The organism is Sphingopyxis panaciterrulae (assembly GCF_014199295.1).
Taxonomy (GTDB): domain Bacteria; phylum Pseudomonadota; class Alphaproteobacteria; order Sphingomonadales; family Sphingomonadaceae; genus Sphingopyxis; species Sphingopyxis panaciterrulae.
In genome coordinates, this window is record NZ_JACIJH010000016.1 from 1 (window position 1) to 19,575 (window position 19,575).

Genomic DNA, 19,575 nt, shown 5'->3' on the forward strand with positions numbered 1-19,575 from the left:
AGCGGAATCACATGATCGCCCGGCTTCACCGACATCACGCCCGCGCCGACCTCGCGCACGATCCCTGCGCCCTCATGCCCCAGCACGCTCGGGAAGATGCCCTCGCTGTCGAAACCGTCGAGCGTGTAAGCGTCGGTGTGGCAGATGCCCGTCGCCATGATCTCCACCAGAACCTCGCCCGCCTTCGGGCCTTCGAGGTCCAGCTCGACAATCTCCAGCGGCTGCTTCGCTTCGAACGCAACGGCAGCGCGGGTCTTCATGGCTTCATCTTTTCTGTCAGGGCTAAGATCCAGGACGGGTTCATGCGGCACCAAGCGCGGATCCATCTCCCGCAGGCGATTCTCCGCTGCGACGAGACAGTACGAGACGCACGCCCAGGAGCGCCGCACCAGTGATCATGCCCAGCACGGCAGCCCAAAGGAAGATGAGCGCCGAGCTCCATCCCCAACCGAGGAAAACGCCAGCCACAACCGGGGCGCCGGCCGCACCAATGCGGCCGATGCCGAATGCCCAGCCAAAGGCCGTGCTTCTGATCGCCTCCGGAAAGGATTCGAGAATGAGATTGATCAAGCCCGCATGATAGGCGCAGATGGTAGCGGCGATGACGAAAACCAGCGCGGAGGCCATTTCCGGGTCACCAAGCATGGTCGGCAACGACATCATCGCAGCAATGTAGACAAATATTTCGGCAATCATCACCTTGTAGATGCCGAAGCGTGTCGTCAGCCAACCCTGCGCAATTGTTCCCGCCGCGCCTCCTAGTCCGAACATGGCCGCTGCGTTGATCCCCGCCGTCGACGACATTCCTGCCTTGAGCAGCAAGGCGGGGGTCCAGTTCATGACGAAATACAGGATGGCCTGATCCATAAAGAACGCGATCCAGAACAGGATGGTCAATTTCCTCAGATTTGCATCGAATAGCCTTGCAACGGGCAGCTTCCTGCTATTCGCCTCGGCTTCCCGATCTTCGTCGACGACGACCGAAGCAATACCGACAACACCGAATAATTTCCGTACCGCCACGACCGCCGCAGGCTGATCACGCTTACGATGCACGAGAAAGGCGATCGATTCCGGTACGATCAGGGCCGTTAGCACGGTCAGCGCCACCGTTCCGCAACCGGCCGCGTATAACAGCGCATGCCAACCCGAATGCGGCAAGATCGCTCGCGCCATCACACTGCCCAGCAATGATCCTAAAGGAACGAAGGCGATCATCAGCGACACGACCAAGCGCGAGTGGCGTTGTGGCGCGAATTCGGACGCAAGCGAAATCAGAATGGGCAAGGCCGCGCCCAGACCGATGCCCGTAAGAAAGCGCACACCGATGAGTTCAACGAGCGTTTCGGCATGCGCCGTCAACAATGTGCCCGTACCCGCAAGGCTCATCCCAAGAATGACAACACGCTTTCGGCCTAGCCACTGATCGGCGGCCGCACTCAAGAGCAGGGCGCCCGCGATGGCTCCAATCAACGCCGAGGAGAATACAAGGCCAAAAGCGGAAATCGGTACGCCAAGATCCTGGCTCATGTCATGAGCGATGAGACCGAGAAGCTGGTTATCCATTCCGTCGAACAGGACGAGCAGCCCAAGCATAAGGAGCACCAGCCCCTGTCGGGCGCTCAGGCCACCTTCACGTATTTGGCGAGAATAATCGAAGGCAGAGCGGGAGGCACCGATTATGCCATTCATTCATCGAACTCCTTTGGCCGCATAAGCGCCGGGCGACACGCAGCCCGCAGAGGCGCATGTCAAAAACGGGTCGATAGCTGGAACGCAATCGATCGTGACCGGTCGACCCGGACCGCGACCGCATTCGAGCCCGTCATCGCGGCGCGATAATTACCCGTCGCCTTGTCGGTGACATTCTTGGCCACGATCCCAAATTCCCAGCGGTCGTCGATCGAACCGATGGACGCCCGCAGATCCAGCTTGGCATAGCCGGGCTGCGACGTCAGCAGATCGACATTGGCCTGCTGGAAATAGCGTGACGAGAAATAGAGCCAGCTGCCCAGCTTGAGTTTGAGGTCCGACGACAGATCGGTTGAATAATTGGCGCTGACGCTACCGCTCCATTTGGGTGCATAGGCTTTCCGTCCCCCGCCGAGGTTCGGTACCGGACAGATCGGCGCAATTCGTGCGACCAGCGCAGGATCCGTGGGCAGGATTGGGCACGGCGCATTCGCATAATCAAGATATTTGGCGTCGAGGTACCCAATATTGGCAGACAGGCTGAAGTCGGTGAATGGCCGAACGCCAATTTCCAGGTCAACACCGCGCGCCCGCGCCTTGCCGACGTTGGCGATCACCGACTGATTGATGCCGTTTGCATCGATGATCGTCGTCGATTCCTGCAGATCGTCATAATCGCTGTTGAATATCGTGATGTTGGTCGTCAGTCGCCGATCCAGCCAGGAAGCCTTGATGCCGGCCTCATAGGATTTGACGGTTTCCGGATCGAACTCGTCGAGATTCTGGCCGATCGACCAGCCGCCAGCCTTGAAACCCGTCGCAAAGGAAGCATAGAGCATGACATCGGGCGTCACATCATATTGGATGTTGACCGAAGGCATGAACTTCTCGTCTGTGCGTTTCGTGTTCCGGTAATCGCCCGCGACGCGTCCAACCGTGGTCGCCCAGGTGTTGAACTGCTCCGGCGAGAACTCGTCGGCGACTTGCCCGATTGCGTCGCCGCGGCCCGCCCGGGTCGTCCGGTGTGCCTCTTTCCGGATCGAGCTGTATCGCGCGCCAAGGTTGACGCGGAAAGCATCCGACAAATTGACAGTCGCCGCGGCGAATATCGACCTATTCGACTGATCCTGATCGCCATAGACTTCCTGCGCGACCGGTGTCGCAGTGGGAATGACAGCCGCCCCCGTGGCCATGGCCCGCGCGTTGGCGAGGGCGCCGAAATCGGAGAAATAAAAGCCGGTGTTGATCGCGCCCTTCATGTTGGAATTGTCGTAATACAGCCCCAGCATATATTCGACGAGGCCGCCCTTGTCGGATTCGAAGCGCAGTTCCTGGCTGAACGAACGAAATTTTTCCGGCTGCGAGAGGGGCAGACCGACAGGGAGGTTGAAAGCCGGCAGCGCGAAAGAGGCACCGCTTACGGTCGTCCGGAATAGGTCATGATAATAATATCCGGTCGTCGACGTCAGCGTATGCCCCCCGATCGGCACGGCAATGTCGAGCGCGCCGTTGATCGCTTCCAATTCGAAACTGGCATCGCCCGACGCAGTGACGTAATTGAGCTTATTGTCCTGATCCCCGGGCACGAGAATCCCGGCGCAGGTACCGGCAGGCTGATCGAAATTGGGACCCGCGCCATATCCCGGCGCCGGCGGACAATTCACGATTTCCTGAAGCTCGGTGTGCTTATCGTCATATTTCGCATAATCGATCCGAAGGTTCACATCGAGGGCGCCTGGCGTCTCGTAGCGCAATGCCAGGCGAGCCTGTATGTCGGAGTTGTTCGGCCCTCGATTATCGAGCCGGAGATTCTTGATATAACCGCCCATTCCAAACAAGCGGAACGCACCGCGCATCGACAACCCGTCGGCCAGGGGGCCGCCGACCGCCGCCTGCACATCATATTCGTCATCGGAAGGAGAATAGAGGGCCGAGACATAGCCCTCGAAATTCTGGCTCGGCTTTTTGGTGACGATGCTCAGCGCGCCCGCAATGGTATTGCTGCCGAAATAGGTCGATTGCGGCCCCTTGAGCACCTCGATCCGTTCCAGATCGAGAAATCCGCCACGAATGACCTGCGACCGCGCGACATAAACGCCGTCCACGAAGATGCCCACGGCCTGTTCGAAGCCCATGTTGAAGCCTGAACCGATGCCGCGAATATTGAGCGAATCGGAGGCCCCTGCCGAGTTAATCTTGACCCCGCTGATGCGGTTGCCAAGATCGCTTAGATCGGAGACTTGGGATTCGCGCAGCGTCTCGCCGCTCGCGACGGCGATGGAAATCGGCACGTCCTGCAGGCTTTGCTCGCGCCGCTGCGCGGTGACGATGATCTCGGCATTTTCCGTGCCAGCACCGGGCTGATCGCTCGCTTGGGCAAAGGCCGTCGATGGCATCGCCACACTTGCGGCGGCGAGCGCCGCAAAGGCGGACGCACTTAGATAACATCTTTTCTTGGACATGTGCTGTCTCCCTCTCCCGGCCCGTATGCAGGCTCGATTCGCCTTGGTCTCATCGCCACCATAGCGATCCACTTTTGTCATGCAATGATAAGTTATGCCATAATATTATTTTTATCCTGCGAACAGGGGCTCTATTCCGTTGTTGCAGATGGCTTGTCCGCTTGGTCCCACAGCACCCAACCACAGCCGGCGGTCGCGATATGGGCGGGGAAATAATCGACCACTTCGCAACGATAGATGGCTTGCGCCGCATGCATCGCACCTGCGGCTACGAGCCAAGTCCTAAGTTCACCGGTTCCCGAATCGGTCGCGGCGGACTGAAAGGAGAAGAGCGCCTTCAAGGCTTCGACATCGCCGCGTTCGAGGCAGTCGAGCACCCAACGGTCGAGCGGTTCGTCGACCCAGCCCGACAAGGGACCGGAGGGGTCATGGGACATGCCCCCGCTACCATAAATGGCAATCGGTTCAGGCAGATCGGCACAAATGTCTGCGATCGCTCGGCCCAGCGCCAGACATCGCTCACCGCTGAGCACCGCCTTCGATCGCTCGATCGTTTTGACGATCACCGGGATCACCGGGATATCGAGGGCTGGCATGATCAGCGGTAACGGCCGTGTGAGCGCGTGCGGCGCCTTGCGCTCGGGACGACCTTGCGGATTGATCTTGCGGCTGATCGCAATATCGAAATCGCGCCGCACCAGCTCCGTCTGGAGGTGGGCGGCGAGCCTGGACGCCGACCGTACAGTCACACCGAAACGATCCGGATTCTCCCAGAAGCGCAGCGGAGGATCAGCGTCAAAATCGCCGTAATTGTGGAATCCCTCGATATCCTTCTCGCCCGAATAGATCATCACATTGGGTAGATTGGCGGCAGAAAACCATTCGTCCTGATCGCCCGCGACAACAATCAGCGCCGCAGGTTTCGCGGTGGCGAGAGCGCCCGCGAGTCGGGCGAAAGCCCGTTCCCGTCGGCCAACCCAGTCGGCGACGCATAGCGCGTCCTGTTGCTCGGCCTCCGGCGGCTGCGGCACACCGTCGCTGATCAGCTTCCAATAGCGCTGCCAGCCGGCATGGGTGTCTTGGAACAGACTCGGAAAGTGGGACGAGGCCATCCCAAGATTTATCGGCATGACGGTGTCTCCCAAGCCATGAATCCCATGCCGGTCGCACCATGGTGCACCGGCATGTAGTCGATCAGGCGTGCCCGGCAGCCGGATTCCTCCAGCGCCGCTCCGGCAACAGTCCAAAGCCGGATTTCGGCTGAGTTTCCCTGCAATGTCCGCGATCGCGCATCCCAGATGCCCGCGATATCGCGCGACTGGCCGCGCACAAGGCGCGTCAGAACCCACCGATCGAGGACGTCGTCGATCCAGCCTCCCATCGCTCCGCCCGGGTCACCCGACAGCCCCCCGCTAACAACCAGCCCAAATCGCTTCCCGGTCAGCGCGGCAGCCTGCGCGAGGTTCCGACCGAAATCGTGAAGGCGCAGACCGGGCAAAGTCGGCTCGACATGGCAATTGACGTGGAGAGGAATGAGGGGAAGGTCGCCCGCCAACCGCCTTCCCGCCTCCCCCGCTGCCGGCGACACGCCTCGTCCAGCGCCCCCCAGCGGCAAGAACAAGGCGCGCCCCTCCGAAATATCGAACCCCCGCCGTACCAATTCCTCGGCCAGCAACTCTGCGGGCGCCTCGTCGCAAGTGAAGCGCGCCTCAGACGCTTCCTCACCAAGCCGGGACAAAGCGAGATCGCTCCAGATCTCGCCACCGACCTGAAGGTGCAATTGGGGGGTGTTTGACAGGTCGAACACATCGCCGCGATCGGCGTGCAGCAGAATCAGCGCGTCGAGATTCCCCGCGCCGATCATCCCGGCAAGTTCATCGAAGGCGGACGCGATCCGCCTTTCATAATCCGCCAAAAGAGCGCTTGTCTCGCTTTCGCGAGCGGCGGGCTGGACGACGTCGCCAACCAGATAGTCCGAAATGGCCGACCAGCAGCTTTGCGGTCGATACATCAACGGCGAATAGCTTAGGCCGACGCCCAGCACGATTGACATTCTGCTCTCCCTCGGTCGCTGACCGAATTTCCTACCGTCCTGCGCTCGATGCCTCGATCGGGCTTGACAGCATTTTGCTTTGCTAGCATAACTTATGTGGTAGTTGCAATAGGCCGGCGGACAGAGCACCGGCCGACCCAAATTGGTGAGAGGGGCAGGTAATGGACGGCGATACGATTGACGGTCGGCTGGTGGACGCCGGGTCGGGCCTGATCGACCGACGGATCTTTTCCGATAAGGATATTTTCGAGCAGGAAATGAAGCAGGTGTTCGGCAAATCCTGGCTGTTCGTCGGCCATGAAAGCCAGATACCGAACAAGGGCGATTATTTTACGTCGCAAGCTGGCCGCGACGCGGTTGTCGTCACCCGCGATTCGGACGGCGAGGTGCGGGTCATGCTGAACGTATGCACCCATCGCGGCATGCCAGTGTGTCGTTATGACAAAGGTAATGCCAAGCGATTCACCTGTCCCTATCACGGCTGGACCTTTTCCAACAACGGCGACCTCAGCGGGCTGCCGCTCTCGACCGAAGGATACGGCGGGCAGCTCGACCGCAAGAAATGGGGCCTGATCCAGGCTCGCGTGACGCTTTATTACGGATCGATCTGGGCGACATTCGACGAGACCGTGCCGCCGTTTGAGGATACGCTCGGCGACATGGCGGTGATGCTGCGTGACTTCATGCAGGGACCGGATGGCGAGGACGACGGGCTGGAGGTCATCGACGGCATCCTGAAGTTCGAAATTCACAGTAACTGGAAATTTGGCGCCGAGAACAACGCCGGCGACCTGTATCATGATGTGAGCCACAATTCGGTACAGCGCGTCGGACTTGCGCTGTCAGGTCTGCGTGGACGCCACGTCTGGAATGCTGACAAGCATTTATTCAAGACATTGAACGTTGCCTACCCCGCAGGAGGACACGCAGCGCGCGTCAATCTTTATGACGACGAACAGCGTGAATATCATCCGCAATGGGCGGTTATTCCCGAAGTCGATGAATATTTCCGCGCGGCGCACTACGCGCGTCAGGAGCGGCTGGGCGAGAAAGCCCGCCTACTCAATCGCGGTGGCATCGTCTTTCCCAACATCGCCTATAATTCGGCGGGACGCTGGCAAATCACCATGTGGGTCCCCCGCGCGCCCAACCGTACCGAAGTGTGGAAATGGTACTTCGTCCCAAAAAACGCACCGCAGAAGGTCAAGGACACGTTGCGCCACTATCTGCTCCGATACGGCGGCCCGTCTGGCATGGTCGAGCAAGACGACATAGAAAATTGGGCCTCGGCACAGGTAGGCGCGGAATCGGCAGCCGCCAACCGGCTGCCTATGAACTACACGCTCCACATGGGGCAAGCGCGTTGGGCCTGGCCCGTGCCGTGGTTTGGCGAGGGAGCCTATGTTGACGAAGGCGTGTCTGAGCATGCCCAGCGCATTTTTTATGCCCATTGGGCGGAGATGATGGGCGGTCCGGTAAGCGGACAGGAGACCGGCCGGTGAAGGACGAGAGCATGATGGCAACAATTGGCGACCCCAGCCGGCAGGGCGCTGCCCCTGCCCCGACGCTCAAGGAACGGGTCGAGGACTTTCTTTCTTATGAAGGCGAACTGCTGGACGAACGGCGCTTCGACGAATGGCTTGAGCTTTTCGCCGAGGATGCTCGTTACTGGATGCCGCTCGCGCGGAACGTTGAGCATAATAATCTGGAAGAGGAATATAGCCGCGAACAGCAGGACGCGGCCTGGTTCGACGAGGACAAGAAAACCCTGCTACAACGCGTGATGCAATTAAAGGGCGGCGATCATTGGGCCGAAGAACCTTTTTCGCGCACCACGCACATTACGGCGAACACCCGCATTGAAAACGCCGCGGAAACGGAATTGACCGTGAAAAGCCGGTTCATTGTCTATGTGAATCGGCGCGAGGGCGAGGTTCGACTTTTTGTCGGAAAGCGGATCGACGTGCTGCGTCCGGTCGGCGCAGGTTTCCTGATCGCCAAACGGTCCATTTTTCTTGATCAAAGCAAACTGCTTTTCAAGAATCTGACGACATTTTTTTGAACGGGAATCGAATAGCGCCGGCAGCATCGCTATGCTGCCGGCGCGAAACAAACTCCGCATTATGCTGCCTACCGCAGGCCGGCGAAGTTATTACTAGCCCTGCTCGTCGATAAAATTATCGATATTGACATAGCACCGCTCAAGGAAGGCGGTAAACTGGCCCACTTCCTGCTCCGAAAAGCCATTAACAAGGGCATCCAGAAATTTTTGCCTTCTCGTCGCGACTTTCTTCGCCAGCAGTTTTCCCGACTTGGTCAGATAGACCAGCGCCTTACGCCGATCCTGACTGTCCGCGCGCCGCTCCAGGACGCCCGCTCTTTCCATCGCATCGATTGCCTTGCCGATCGCCGCATCCTTCAAATCCAGCCGGTTGCCGAGTTCGCGCTGCGACATACCGTCCTGTGCACGAAGGACGGCAAGGGGGTACCATGCACTAACCGCCAGACCGAGTTGAGCAAGCATGATCTCAATGGCCCGGACCTCGCGAATTCGGATGGTTCGAACAAGATAATCGATATCGCCCTTGAACAGTGGCTCCAAAGCAGGATGCGTGGCCTGGAATTTGTGCGGCCCTGAAACCGATGTACCTATATTGGTATTTTTCTGCATGATTTTCTGTTTCATGACTTTCCGATACTACGCAATGATTAATCTTGAAGAAGAAATTTGGGTCCGTAACCAGAGAAATGAATCTGCAATATTCCTGCCACTCGTCGCCATAGGTCGTCGGCATAATCGCAAAACAAACCCAAAGCAGAAGCTGTTGTGCTATCATAATTTATGTGGTGGGCGCAATATCTCGATCCCCTGGCGGCGAGGCCCCGACACGCCTTGGTGGTCAATGCCAGCCTGGCGCGCGCCGCAAGCTTCTCAGGAGTCGCCATCGCGCGTCCCGCCGAAGACCAGGTGCCCAATGACCCGCTCGGACAGCAGCCCGGACCATGCTACGAGAGCGCTTCGCCGCGCCTCATAGTGCTCGGACTTGTTATAAACCCTCATGATCTTGGAGGTGGTAGTGGTCGCGACGTGATTGAGAATGCGGTCCGCGACATGTGGTCGTGATCTGCCTCCTTCTGAGTGGTCCAAAATTGATGATATTTTTGGATTACGAAGGAGACAAGGAATGCCGAGCAAGAAGCATCGCGCCGAAGAGATTATCGGCAAGCTGCGTGAAGCGGAGGTTTTGCTGGCGCAGGGGGCGACAGCGGCGGAAGCCTGCCGTCGGATCGCGGTCAGCGAGCAAACCTACTATTGGTGGCGCAAGGAATATGGCGGTCTGAAGACCGATCAGGCACGTCGGATGAAGAATCTGGAGAAGGAGAATGCGCGGCTTCGTCGTGCGATCTCGGACCTGACGCTGGACAAGCCGATCCTGCAGGAGGCTGCCCAGGGAAACTTCTGAGCCCCGCGCGCCGACGGCGCTGTATCGATCACATCAGAATGATGATGCCGGTGTCCGAGCGGCGGCTGTGCCGTGTGCTCGGGCAGCACCGATCGACGCAGCGCAAGGCGCCCCGCGGGGCGGATGACGAAGCGGCTCTCACCGAGGATATCATCGCGCTGGCGCGGCAATATGGTTGCTATGGCTATCGCCGGGTGACGGCGTTGCTGCGTGATGCGGGGTGGCATGTGAACCGCAAGCGGGTCGAGCGCATCTGGCGCCGCGAGGGGCTGAAGGTGCCGCAAAGACAGCCGAATGCACTAACAGTCCGCACGGACCACTCGGTGGGGGCCGGTCACGAGCGCCCTGTCCTCGGCGCTATATTCGATTTGTCGATGCCGTCTCACCATGTCCCTCACCCTCGCGCGCGAGGATGATTCACAATTTGGACAGGCGCAAGATGGGTCGTGGCGGGCCTGTTCGGGTGCCGTTTCTGCTGTCGGCCGCGCCGTTCAGCCTTGCAGCACGGCGGCTTTTTACCACTTTTCAGCAGCGCGATCAGACCGCCTGCGCAAGCTCGTCGTGCCGGTAGGACGAGGTAATCGCACCGCCAAAGGAAGAGGCGAGCGCTAATCTGCCTCGCCCCCCGCCAATGACGTGACATTGCCTGTGCCAGCGATCCCACCCGAGCAAAAGCGTCCCCATGCAGTCATCAACTTCACGCGCGCGCCTGGCTTATCGGGGGTGCCAAGATAGGTGGTGCGGCGATAGGCGGCCTGCACCGCGTCCGGCGTCTTGTGGGCCAATGCGGCCTCGACCACCACGTCGGCAAAGCCCTCGTTCGCCGCCCAATCGGTGAAGGCGGAACGGAAACCGTGGACGTGATATGGCTCGCTCATGTCGCGCAGCACTTTCAATAGCGTCATGTCCGACATCGGCTTGCCAGCCATACCGGGGAACACGACATCGCTCTCCGCCATCCTGAACGCCGCCACCTTCGCCAGTACCACCAGAGCGGCGTCGGAGAGCGGCACCATGTGCGCCTTATTCCGCTTCATGTGATCGGCGGGGATCGTCCATAGGCGCGCTTCAAGGTCAAATTCGGCCCATGTGGCAAGCCGGACCTCTTGCGAACGAACAGCGGTCAGAATGAGCAGTTCCAGCGCCAGTCGCCCAAACGACGGCTTACACTGCAACGCCACCATGAAGGCAGGCACGGCGACATAGGGCATGGCCTTGCGATTCGCGCGTTCCTTCACCTGCCGGGGCAGGCCGCGCCCGGCTTTCAGGCTGCCGTTGCCCGATGGGGCTTCGCTGGAACGCCAGCCCTTCGCGTGAGCGTAGTCAAGCACCGCGCATATCCGATTGCGGACCTGGCGCGCAGTTTCGGGAATCTCCTGCCAGATCGGCGTCAGCACCGCGATAATGTCGGGCGAGCCGATTCCGCCCGTCGGAACGTCACCTAGTTTCGCGAAGGCGTGGTTTTCCAGACTGGCGAGCCACTGGCGGGCATAGATGGGGCTTTTCCAGCCCGCCTTATTCTCGGCATGATATTGGCGCGCGGCCTCACGAAACGTCACCTTCGCGGCGGCCTCGTCCTTCTTTTCAGCCAGAACGTCACGCCGTTCCACCTTTACCGCCTTACGCAACTCTCTCGATTTCTCGCGGGCTTCCGCCAACGTCAGCAGCTTGGCGCTGCCCAACCCGATATCATGGCGCTTACCATCGCGCTGCAAGCGGAGGAACCAAGAAGCTCCGCCCCGCTTGTCCACCTTCAAAAACAGCCCTTCGCCGTCCTGATAAGTTCCGGGATTCGCCAAAGCGGCCTTGACCGCAATCGCTGTGAGTTTCCCCATCGCGCTTCCCCCACATTCTTCCCCCACATTTTGAGGGGCAAAGTGTGGGGGTAAGAAAATCTTCCCCCACATTCCCCCCACACTTTTCTTCGGCTGCACACGAACGGCGCCGGACGCGGGGGGACGGATTTGGCGATTATACGCTAGGTTTTCTGCGATTTCTAGGGATTTCAGCGGATGCCCTCGGAAGGGAGGGTGGTGGACAGGGCTGGATTCGAACCAGCGTACGGGAAACCCGGGCAGATTTACAGTCTGCTGCCTTTAACCACTCGGCCACCTGTCCATGGGGTCCGCGTTGGGAAGCGGTCCAATGGCGAAACGGTGCTTGCCTGTCAATGGCAGTCATGGGAAAGGCGCGCGCATGAGGCAATTTTCCCGTCATCGCCGCCCGCAGGGCCAGAACCAGCGCGGCCAGGGCATCCGTTTCTGGGGCCGCCACGCCGTGCTCGCGGCGCTTGCCAACCCCGAACGGCGCGTCAAGCGCATCTGGGGGACGCGCGAGGCGCTGTCCCAGTTCGACCTGCCGCCGGTGGTGCCGATCAGCTATGCCGACGTCGCCGATCTCGCGCGCCTCGTCGCGCGCGATGCGCCGCATCAGGGGCTGGTAATCGAGGTCGATCCGCTCGACGGGCTGTTCCTCGGCGATATCCTGCAGGAAGAGGATGGCGCGGGAAGCAAGCGGCCGATCGTCGTCCTGGACCAGGTCACCGACCCGCACAATATCGGCGCGGTGCTGCGCTCGGCGGCGGCGTTCGACGCCGCCGCGATCGTCACCCAGGATCGGCACAGCCCGCCCGAGAGCGGGGTCATCGCACGCTCGGCCTCGGGCGCGCTCGAAACCGTGCCTTGGGTGCGCGTCGTCAACCTGTCGCGTGCGCTGGAGGAAATCGCCGAGGCGCAATATTGGCGCATCGGCCTGACCGGCGATACCGAAACGACGCTGGGCGAAACACTCGACGACAGCAAGGTCGCGCTCGTCCTCGGCTCCGAGGGCGACGGGATGCGCCACAATGTCATGGAGCATTGCGACGTCCTCGCGCGGCTGCCGATTTCGCCGCGGATGGAAAGCCTCAACATCTCGAACGCCGCGGCAATCGCGCTCTATGCGGTCGCGACGGCCGGCCGATAACAATTAACGTCGCCCCTGCGAAGGCAGGGGCCGCTGGAAACTTGGCGCAAGGCGGGCTGCGGCCCCCGCCTGCGCGGGGGCGACGCGCGGATCAATCCTCTTCGGCGATCCGCACCTTCAGCCCGTCTAGCGCGTCGCTGAACGGAATCTGGCAAGACAGGCGCGAATTTTCGTCGCGGTCGCTGGTCGAATCGAGCAGGTCGTTCTCGTCCTCGCTCATCGCGGGGATCGCGTCGGCGTTTCCGACCTCGACATGGACGTGGCAGGTCGCGCACGAGCAGCAGCCGCCGCACAGCGCGAGCAACTCGTCGAACCCCGCATCGCGGATATTCTCCATCACGGTCAGGCTGGTGTCGCCTTCGATCTCATGCTCGGTCCCGTCGCGCGTCACCACAATCAGCTTGGCCATGCTCATCCCCATATCGTTCGATTCGCATGGGGCTATGTCGTGCGTTGCGCGGCAAATCAAGCGTTGCTAAGGAAAGATCAGTGGAACAAAAAGGGAATATCCGATGGGTCTGAGCCAGGAGCAGCTAAACAGGGGAATCGATGCGCTCGCGGGGATCGAGACCGGTTTCGCCCGTGCGCTGGCGGGGGTGGGCTATCCCGAACCGCGCATCCGCGAGCCGGGATACACGACGCTGCTGCGCACGATCGTCGGACAGCAGGTCAGCGTAGCCGCGGCCAATTCGATCTGGAACAAGCTGGAGGCCGCATTCGGCTCCGGCTGTCCGGCCGAGGTCATGGCGGCGGCGGAATTCGACGCGCTGCGCGCCTGCGGCCTGTCGGGACAGAAGCAGAGCTATGCGAAGAGCCTCGCGCAGCTCGTCCTCGACGGCGAGCTCGACTTTACCGCTCTCCCCGCCGACGACGAGGACGCGATCGCGCTGCTCACCAAGGTCAAGGGCATCGGCCGCTGGTCGGCCGAAATCTATCTGCTCTTCGCCGAGGGGCGCCCCGACGTCTGGCCCGCGGGCGACCTGGCGGTGCAGGAGGCGGTCGGCCGCATCCTCGGCCTCGACACGCGACCGAGCGAAAAAACGGTGCGTCAGCTTGCCGAACCCTGGCGCCCCCATCGCGGCGCCGCGGCGATCTTCAGCTGGCATTGCTATAATATGGATGTGATCTGACGGCGGGCCGCCGCCCGCGGCTCACGCAAAGGCGTAAAGAAGAAGAGCCGCCACATAATGCCGTTCGCCCTGAGCTTGTCGAAGGGCCGTTCTTCCCTTCAAACGACGGAAGGCCGGTGCTCCGACAAGCTCCGCGAACGGATTCGAACTGAAGTTTTCTTTGCGCCTTCGCGTCTTTGCATGAGACAGAAAAAAGCCGGGCGGAGCATCCTCCACCCGGCCTTTCGATCCATTCGCCAAGCGAAGAGGCTTATTTCTTCGCCGCCGCCTTCTTGGCCGGAGCCTTCTTCGCCGCAGGCTTCTCGTCCGCAGCCTTTGCCGGCGCGGCCTTCTTCGCCGCGGGCTTGTCCTCGGCCTTCGCCGCGGCAGCCTTCTTCGCCGGAGCCTTCTTGGGCTCGGCCTTTTCTTCCTTCACCGCCTCTTTCTTGGCGGCCGGTTTTTTCGCCGTGGCCTTCTTCGCCGGTTTGTGATCGTGGCCATGGTCGTGTCCGCAGCCGGGGCCGTGGACATGATCGTCGTCGGCCTCGATCGCGGCTTCCAGTTCCTCACGAGTCACTTCGCGGTCGCTGATCTCGGCCTTGTCGAACAGGAAGTCGACGACCTTGTCCTCATAGAGCGGGGCGCGAAGCTGCGCGGCGGCGAGCGCATCCTGCTGGACATATTCGACGAAACGCTGACGGTCCTCGGGGCGATACTGCTGTGCCGCCTGCATGATGAGGCGCTGCATTTCCTGCGGGCTGACCTGCACGCCATGCGCCTGGCCGATCTCGGAGAGGAGCAGGCCCAGGCGGACGCGGCGCACCGCGATGGCGTGATATTCGTCGCGATCCTTTTCGAGCTCGGCCTTCGCCGCCTCGGGATCTTCCTCGTGGCTCGCTTCATGTTCGAGCTGCTGCCAGATCTGGCCGAACTCGGCCTCGACCATCGTCGGGGGCACCTCGAAGTCGTGCGACGCGGCGAGCTGATCGAGCAGCTTGCGCTTCATATAGGTGCGCGTCAGCCCGTTGTGCTCCTGCTCGACCTGATCCTTCATCAGCTCCTTGAGCTTGTCGAGGCTCTCGAGACCGAGCGATTTCGCGAATTCATCGTCGATCTTGGTCTCGCCCGGCACCTTCACCTGTTTGACGGTGACCGCGAATTCGGCGGGCTTGCCCTTCAGATTTTCGACCGGGTAATCCTCGGGGAACGCGACCTTCAGGGTCTTTTCATCGCCGGTCTTCACGCCGACAAGCTGGTCCTCGAAACCGGGGATGAGCTGGCCCGACCCGATCTCGACCGCCATGTCCTCGCCGGTGCCGCCGTCGAAGGGGGTGCCGTCGACGCTGCCCGCGAAGTCGATGATGACCTGATCGCCGGCCGCCGCCTTCTTCGTCTTCGGCGCATCTTCGAAGCGCTTCATCTGCGCGGCGAATTCGTCGATCTTCGCCATCACCGCCGCATCGCCAGCGGCAACGGTCAGCCGCTCGAGCTTGAGGCCGTCGATCGAGGGCGCCGCGATTTCGGGCAGCACCTCGAGCGCCACGGTGATCTCGGCATCCTTGCCGCGCGCATAGTCGTCGCCCAGGGTAACCGCGGGCTGCAGCGCGGGGCGCAGCTTTTCCTTGGTCATCAGGTCCTTGACGCCCTGATCGATCGCCTTGTTGAGCGCGTCGGCCGACAGCGCCTCGCCGTGCATCTTGCGGATCAGATTCGGCGGCACCTTGCCGGGGCGAAAGCCGGGCATCCGCACCGACGGCGCAACGGCCTTCACTTCCTCGTCAACCCGCGCGTCGATGTCCTTCGCGGTGATGGTCAGGCGATATTCGCGCTTCAGGCCTTCGTTCAGCGTTTCAACGGTCTTCATTGCCTTGGTCTAGTCCTTGCTCAAAATCTCGTAACGTCCCGGCCTGCGCGGGCGGATTGGTGCGGGCGAAGGGACTCGAACCCCCACATCTTGCGATACTGGTACCTAAAACCAGCGCGTCTACCAATTCCGCCACGCCCGCTCAGAGCTGTCGGCCGGGTGCACAAAGTCATGCGCTAGTGCCGCGCACGCCCGTGCGGGCCGGGCGGCGCTATAGCAGACGGACAGCCGAGGGCAAGGGCGAACGCCGCGATAGCCGGCGCGCCGGAACGGCGGGCGCGGCGGGGCGTTGATCGGACAAGGAGAGTTATGATGGCCGATCCCTATCCCAAACCCAAACCCGACAAGATCGAGCCGCAATCGCCGCCCGAACGGCCGACGCCGCCGATGCCGCAGGAAGACCCTGCCGGCCAGCCGCCCGAGGTCCCCGGTCACCCCGGCGGCGGCGATACCGACGAACCCGGCCGCGGTCCCGACGAACTGCCGCTTGCCCTCTCGTCACCCCGGACTTGATCCGGGGTCGCGCTCAGCAACGCCGGAAAGCGGGACCCCGGATCAAGTCCGGGGTGACGACTGAGGGTTATGGAGGAGGCGGTCGCCAAATAGTTGCAAAGAGAGACTTGACCTTTTCCCCTCTTCCCCGCCACGGCGTTGGACGAGGGAGAGAGAAACACATGAAATCCATCGCCACGCTGGCGGCGCTGCTGCTGCTTGCCGTCCCCGCCAATGCGCAGGACACCATAATCTACCGCGGCGGCCCGATCGTCACGATGGACGGCGACAGCCCGCAGACGGTTGAGGCGGTCGTCACCAAGGACGGCCGCATCGCCTATGTCGGCGACGAGGCGGGCGCCCGCGCCGCGGCCGGCGCCGATGCCGCGATCCACGATCTTCACGGCGCGACGATGCTGCCCGGCTTCGTCGACGCCCATTCGCATTTCTCGGCGATGATGCAGATGGCGGGCGGGCTCGACCTCGACGATCCATCGCTACCGCCGGTCACCGACATCCCGTCGCTGCAGGCCGCGATCCGTGCCTTCATCGACGCCCGCGCGATTCCCGCGGGCGGCTGGGTGGTGGTCTGGCAATATGACAATGAGGCGCTGCCCGAAAAGCGCCATATCACCCGCGCCGAGCTCGATGCGGTGGCGGCGGACCGCAAGATCGTCGTCTTGCATCGCTCGCTGCACGCGCTGGTTGCCAACAGCGCCGCACTCGCCGCCGCGAAGCTGACCGACGCCAGCCAGCCGCCGCCGGGGGGCATGTTCCTGCGCGACGCGCAGGGGCACCTCAACGGCGCGCTGCTCGAAACCGCCGCCTTCGTGATGATCGGGGCGATGCCGAAACCCGACGAGGCGCACCGACTCGCCGCGCTCGACGTCGCGCAGCAGCGCTATTTCGCGAAGGGCTATACCCACGCGCAGGACGGCGCGACCATGCCCGCCGACCTTCCCTTCATGACCGGCGCAGCGGTGCGCGAGCGGCTGAAGATCGACCTTGCCCTCCTGCCCTTTTACGCCGGGCTCGACGCCTTGCTGGCCGACCCGGACATCCGCTTCGGCGAGTATCGCGGCCATGTGAAGCTGCAGGGGGTCAAATTCGTGCTCGACGGGTCGGTGCAGGCGCGCACCGGCTATTTCACCCGCGACTATAAGCAGGGCAGCCCCGACGGCGCGCATCCCTGGCACGGCAAGGCCAATCTGACCGACGAGGCTTTTCTGGCGGCCGCGCGCAAGGTCAACGACCGCGGCTGGCAGATCTTCGCCCACGCAAACGGCGACGCCGCGATCGACATGGCGATCCGCACTTTCGACGCGCTGGGCATCAGGGCCGAGGACGACCGCCGCCCGATCGTCATCCACTCGCAGTTCCAGCGCCGCGACCAGTTCGCCGCCTACAAGCGGATCGGCGTCGGCCCCGCCTATTTCACCAACCACGCCTGGTATTGGGCCGATGTCCACCGGACCAACTTTCCGAAGGAAATCGTCGATTTCATCAGCCCGATGAAATCGGCGAAGGCCGCGGGGCTGATCATATCCAACCACAGCGATTTTCCGGTGACGCCGATCGACCCGATGTTCATGCTGTGGACGTCGATGGCGCGCGTTTCGCCCACCGGCGTGGTCAGCGGGCCGGACGAGCGCGTCGATGCCTATACGGGCCTTCAGGCGCTGACCACCGGCCCGGCGTGGCAGATTTTCGAAGAAGACCGCAAGGGACGCATCAAGCCCGGCCTGCTCGCCGATTTCGTGATCCTCGACAAAAATCCGCTGACGACGCCGGTTGACGCAATCAAGGATATCGAGACACTGGAAACGATCAAGGAAGGCAAGAGCGTCTGGCGGGCGCCGGGGAACTGACCCCGGCGCAAGCGATCAGCACGCGCCGCCGCGCTGCGGCTCAGCCGAGCGCCTTCTTCAGCAGTTCGTTCACCACCTGCGGATTGGCCTTGCCCTGCATCGCCTTCATCGTCTGGCCGACGAAGAAGCCGAACAGCGCTTCCTTGCCGCCCTTATACTGCGCGACCTTGTCGGCATTGGCGGAAAGAACCTTGGCAATCTCGGCTTCGATCGCGCCGGTGTCGCTCGTCTGCTTGAGGCCATCACGGTCGACGATCGCCGCGGCCCCGTCGCCGCTCTCGAGCATCTTTTCGAACACCTGCTTGGCGATGCTGCCCGAAATCGTGCCGTCAGCGACGAGTCCGAGCAACTCGGCGGCCTGCGCCGGGCTCACCGGCGACTCCGAAATATCCTTGCCGAGCCGGTTGAGCGCGCCGAACAATTCGCTCGTCACCCAGTTCGCCGCCGCGACCGGCTTCGCGCCCGCTTCGAGCAGCGCGTCGAACCAGCGCGCCGCCTCGACCTCGGCGGTCAGCACATCGGCGTTATAGGCCGAAATGCCTTCGCCGATGTAGCGCGCGCGCTTGGCGTCGGGCAGTTCGGGCAGGCTCGCGCGGCATTCGTCGAGGAAGGCGTCGTCGAGTTCGAGCGGCAACAGGTCGGGATCGGGGAAATAGCGGTAATCATGCGCGTCTTCCTTCGACCGCATCGAGCGCGTCTCGTTCCGGTCGGGGTCGTAGAGGCGCGTTTCCTGTACCACCGTACCGCCGCTTTCGATGAGCGCGACCTGGCGCTTCGCCTCGCCCTCGATCACCGCCATCACGAAGCGCACCGAATTGACGTTTTTCGTCTCGGTGCGCGTGCCGAACGCGTCGCCCGGCTTGCGCACGCTGACGTTCACGTCGGCGCGCATCGAGCCCTCTTCCATATTGCCATCGCACGATCCGACATAGCGCAGGATCGCGCGCAGCTTGCGCACATAGGCGCCGGCCTCGGCGGGCGAGCGCATGTCGGGCTTCGACACGATCTCCATCAGCGCGACGCCCGAGCGGTTGAGGTCGACGTAGGACATGGTCGGATGCTGGTCGTGCATCAGCTTGCCGGCGTCCTGCTCGACATGGATGCGCTCGATCCCGATGCGTTTCGCTTCGGCGATCCCAGCCTTCTCGTCCGCCTCGATCGTCAGCGAACCTTCACCGACAAGCGGATGATAAAGCTGCGAAATCTGGTAACCCTGCGGTAGATCGGCATAGAAATAATTCTTGCGGTCGAAGCGCGACCATTTGTTGATCTGCGCGTCGATCGCCATGCCGGTACGCACCGCCTGGCGGATGCACTCGCGGTTCGGCACCGGCAGCATCCCCGGCATCGCGGCATCGACCAGCGACACCTGCGTGTTCGGCTCGGCCCCGAACGCCGTGGCGGCGCCCGAGAACAGCTTGGCGTTGGAGGTAACCTGTGCGTGGACCTCAAGGCCGATCACGACCTCCCACTCGCCGGTTTCGCCCTTGATCGTGTAATTGCTCATTACCCTAAATTCCGTTCGTCCTGAGCTTGTCGAAGGGCCGCCCTTCTTCAAGCGTCGGATAGAAAGTACGGCCCTTCCCCCGGACTTGATCCGGGGTCAG

At 62.0% G+C, this 19,575-nt stretch carries 16 protein-coding genes, 2 tRNA genes and 1 pseudogene; 7 read left to right on the forward strand and 12 right to left on the reverse strand.

Annotated features, from left to right (window positions below):
* From FHR21_RS17785 to FHR21_RS17805, 5 genes are all read right to left on the reverse strand, one after another.
* A partial coding sequence (locus FHR21_RS17785; protein WP_184100779.1) for an alcohol dehydrogenase catalytic domain-containing protein occupies positions 1–260 on the reverse strand: 260 nt, incomplete at its 3' end.
* Between the two features lie 40 nt (positions 261–300).
* Complete coding sequence (locus tag FHR21_RS17790) at positions 301–1,692, reverse strand: MFS transporter (RefSeq protein ID WP_184100781.1); 1,392 nt, start codon at positions 1,690–1,692, stop codon at positions 301–303.
* 59 nt (positions 1,693–1,751) lie between these two features.
* Complete coding sequence (locus tag FHR21_RS17795; protein WP_184100783.1) at positions 1,752–4,154, reverse strand: TonB-dependent receptor; 2,403 nt, start codon at positions 4,152–4,154, stop codon at positions 1,752–1,754.
* Between the two features lie 131 nt (positions 4,155–4,285).
* On the reverse strand, positions 4,286–5,284 hold the full coding sequence (locus tag FHR21_RS17800) for a DODA-type extradiol aromatic ring-opening family dioxygenase (protein WP_184100785.1): 999 nt from the start codon (positions 5,282–5,284) through the stop codon (positions 4,286–4,288).
* Positions 5,275–6,207, reverse strand: coding sequence for a class III extradiol ring-cleavage dioxygenase family protein (locus FHR21_RS17805; RefSeq protein WP_184100787.1), 933 nt, complete (start codon positions 6,205–6,207; stop codon positions 5,275–5,277). Before FHR21_RS17805 ends, FHR21_RS17800 begins: the two co-directional genes overlap by 10 nt.
* 161 nt (positions 6,208–6,368) lie before the next feature.
* Here FHR21_RS17805 and FHR21_RS17810 point away from each other — a divergent pair, with 161 nt between their 5' ends.
* Together FHR21_RS17810 and FHR21_RS17815 are read left to right on the forward strand one after the other, a co-directional pair.
* On the forward strand, positions 6,369–7,709 hold the full coding sequence (locus FHR21_RS17810) for an aromatic ring-hydroxylating oxygenase subunit alpha (RefSeq protein ID WP_184100788.1): 1,341 nt from the start codon (positions 6,369–6,371) through the stop codon (positions 7,707–7,709).
* A complete protein-coding gene (locus FHR21_RS17815; protein WP_184100790.1) occupies positions 7,706–8,269 on the forward strand; it encodes a 3-phenylpropionate/cinnamic acid dioxygenase subunit beta in 564 nt (187 codons plus the stop codon). The genes FHR21_RS17810 and FHR21_RS17815 overlap by 4 nt, the downstream gene beginning before the upstream one ends.
* A gap of 93 nt (positions 8,270–8,362) precedes the next feature.
* Here FHR21_RS17815 and FHR21_RS17820 read toward each other — a convergent pair whose 3' ends face one another.
* Positions 8,363–8,893, reverse strand: a complete 531-nt coding sequence (locus tag FHR21_RS17820) for a MarR family winged helix-turn-helix transcriptional regulator (RefSeq protein WP_184100792.1) — start codon at positions 8,891–8,893, stop codon at positions 8,363–8,365.
* Positions 8,894–9,392: 499 nt separating this feature from the next.
* Here FHR21_RS17820 and FHR21_RS17825 point away from each other — a divergent pair.
* Positions 9,393–9,964: pseudogene (locus FHR21_RS17825) on the forward strand (IS3 family transposase); the annotation flags it as partial.
* A gap of 315 nt (positions 9,965–10,279) precedes the next feature.
* Here the strand turns inward: FHR21_RS17825 and FHR21_RS17830 are convergent.
* Complete coding sequence (locus FHR21_RS17830; RefSeq protein ID WP_184100794.1) at positions 10,280–11,506, reverse strand: tyrosine-type recombinase/integrase; 1,227 nt, start codon at positions 11,504–11,506, stop codon at positions 10,280–10,282.
* Positions 11,507–11,702: 196 nt separating this feature from the next.
* Positions 11,703–11,789: transfer RNA gene (locus tag FHR21_RS17835), tRNA-Tyr, on the reverse strand.
* A 78-nt stretch (positions 11,790–11,867) separates the two neighbouring features.
* On the opposite strand from FHR21_RS17835, the gene rlmB reads away from it, so the two are divergent.
* Positions 11,868–12,635 carry a 23S rRNA (guanosine(2251)-2'-O)-methyltransferase RlmB gene (gene rlmB, locus FHR21_RS17840; protein WP_184100796.1) on the forward strand — a complete coding sequence of 256 codons (768 nt, stop codon included), beginning with the start codon at positions 11,868–11,870 and terminating at the stop codon, positions 12,633–12,635.
* Positions 12,636–12,726: 91 nt separating this feature from the next.
* Here rlmB and FHR21_RS17845 read toward each other — a convergent pair whose 3' ends face one another.
* Complete coding sequence (locus FHR21_RS17845; protein WP_184100798.1) at positions 12,727–13,044, reverse strand: 2Fe-2S iron-sulfur cluster-binding protein; 318 nt, start codon at positions 13,042–13,044, stop codon at positions 12,727–12,729.
* Positions 13,045–13,147: 103 nt separating this feature from the next.
* Between FHR21_RS17845 and FHR21_RS17850 the strand changes: the two genes are divergently transcribed.
* Positions 13,148–13,765: a DNA-3-methyladenine glycosylase family protein gene (locus FHR21_RS17850; RefSeq protein ID WP_184100800.1), complete on the forward strand. Its 618-nt coding sequence runs from the start codon at positions 13,148–13,150 to the stop codon at positions 13,763–13,765.
* A 250-nt stretch (positions 13,766–14,015) separates the two neighbouring features.
* Here FHR21_RS17850 and tig read toward each other — a convergent pair whose 3' ends face one another.
* Together tig and FHR21_RS17860 are read right to left on the reverse strand one after the other, a co-directional pair.
* Positions 14,016–15,608, reverse strand: a complete 1,593-nt coding sequence (gene tig, locus FHR21_RS17855; protein ID WP_184100802.1) for a trigger factor — start codon at positions 15,606–15,608, stop codon at positions 14,016–14,018.
* Positions 15,609–15,665: 57 nt separating this feature from the next.
* Positions 15,666–15,750: transfer RNA gene (locus FHR21_RS17860), tRNA-Leu, on the reverse strand.
* 170 nt (positions 15,751–15,920) lie between these two features.
* Between FHR21_RS17860 and FHR21_RS17865 the strand changes: the two genes are divergently transcribed.
* Positions 15,921–16,121: a hypothetical protein gene (locus FHR21_RS17865; protein ID WP_246427317.1), complete on the forward strand. Its 201-nt coding sequence runs from the start codon at positions 15,921–15,923 to the stop codon at positions 16,119–16,121.
* 161 nt (positions 16,122–16,282) lie between these two features.
* A complete protein-coding gene (locus tag FHR21_RS17870) occupies positions 16,283–17,968 on the forward strand; it encodes an amidohydrolase (protein ID WP_184100806.1) in 1,686 nt (561 codons plus the stop codon).
* 40 nt (positions 17,969–18,008) lie between these two features.
* On the opposite strand, the gene gatB is transcribed toward FHR21_RS17870, so the two are convergent.
* Complete coding sequence (gatB, locus tag FHR21_RS17875) at positions 18,009–19,475, reverse strand: Asp-tRNA(Asn)/Glu-tRNA(Gln) amidotransferase subunit GatB (protein ID WP_184100808.1); 1,467 nt, start codon at positions 19,473–19,475, stop codon at positions 18,009–18,011.
* Positions 19,476–19,575 lie beyond the last annotated feature (100 nt).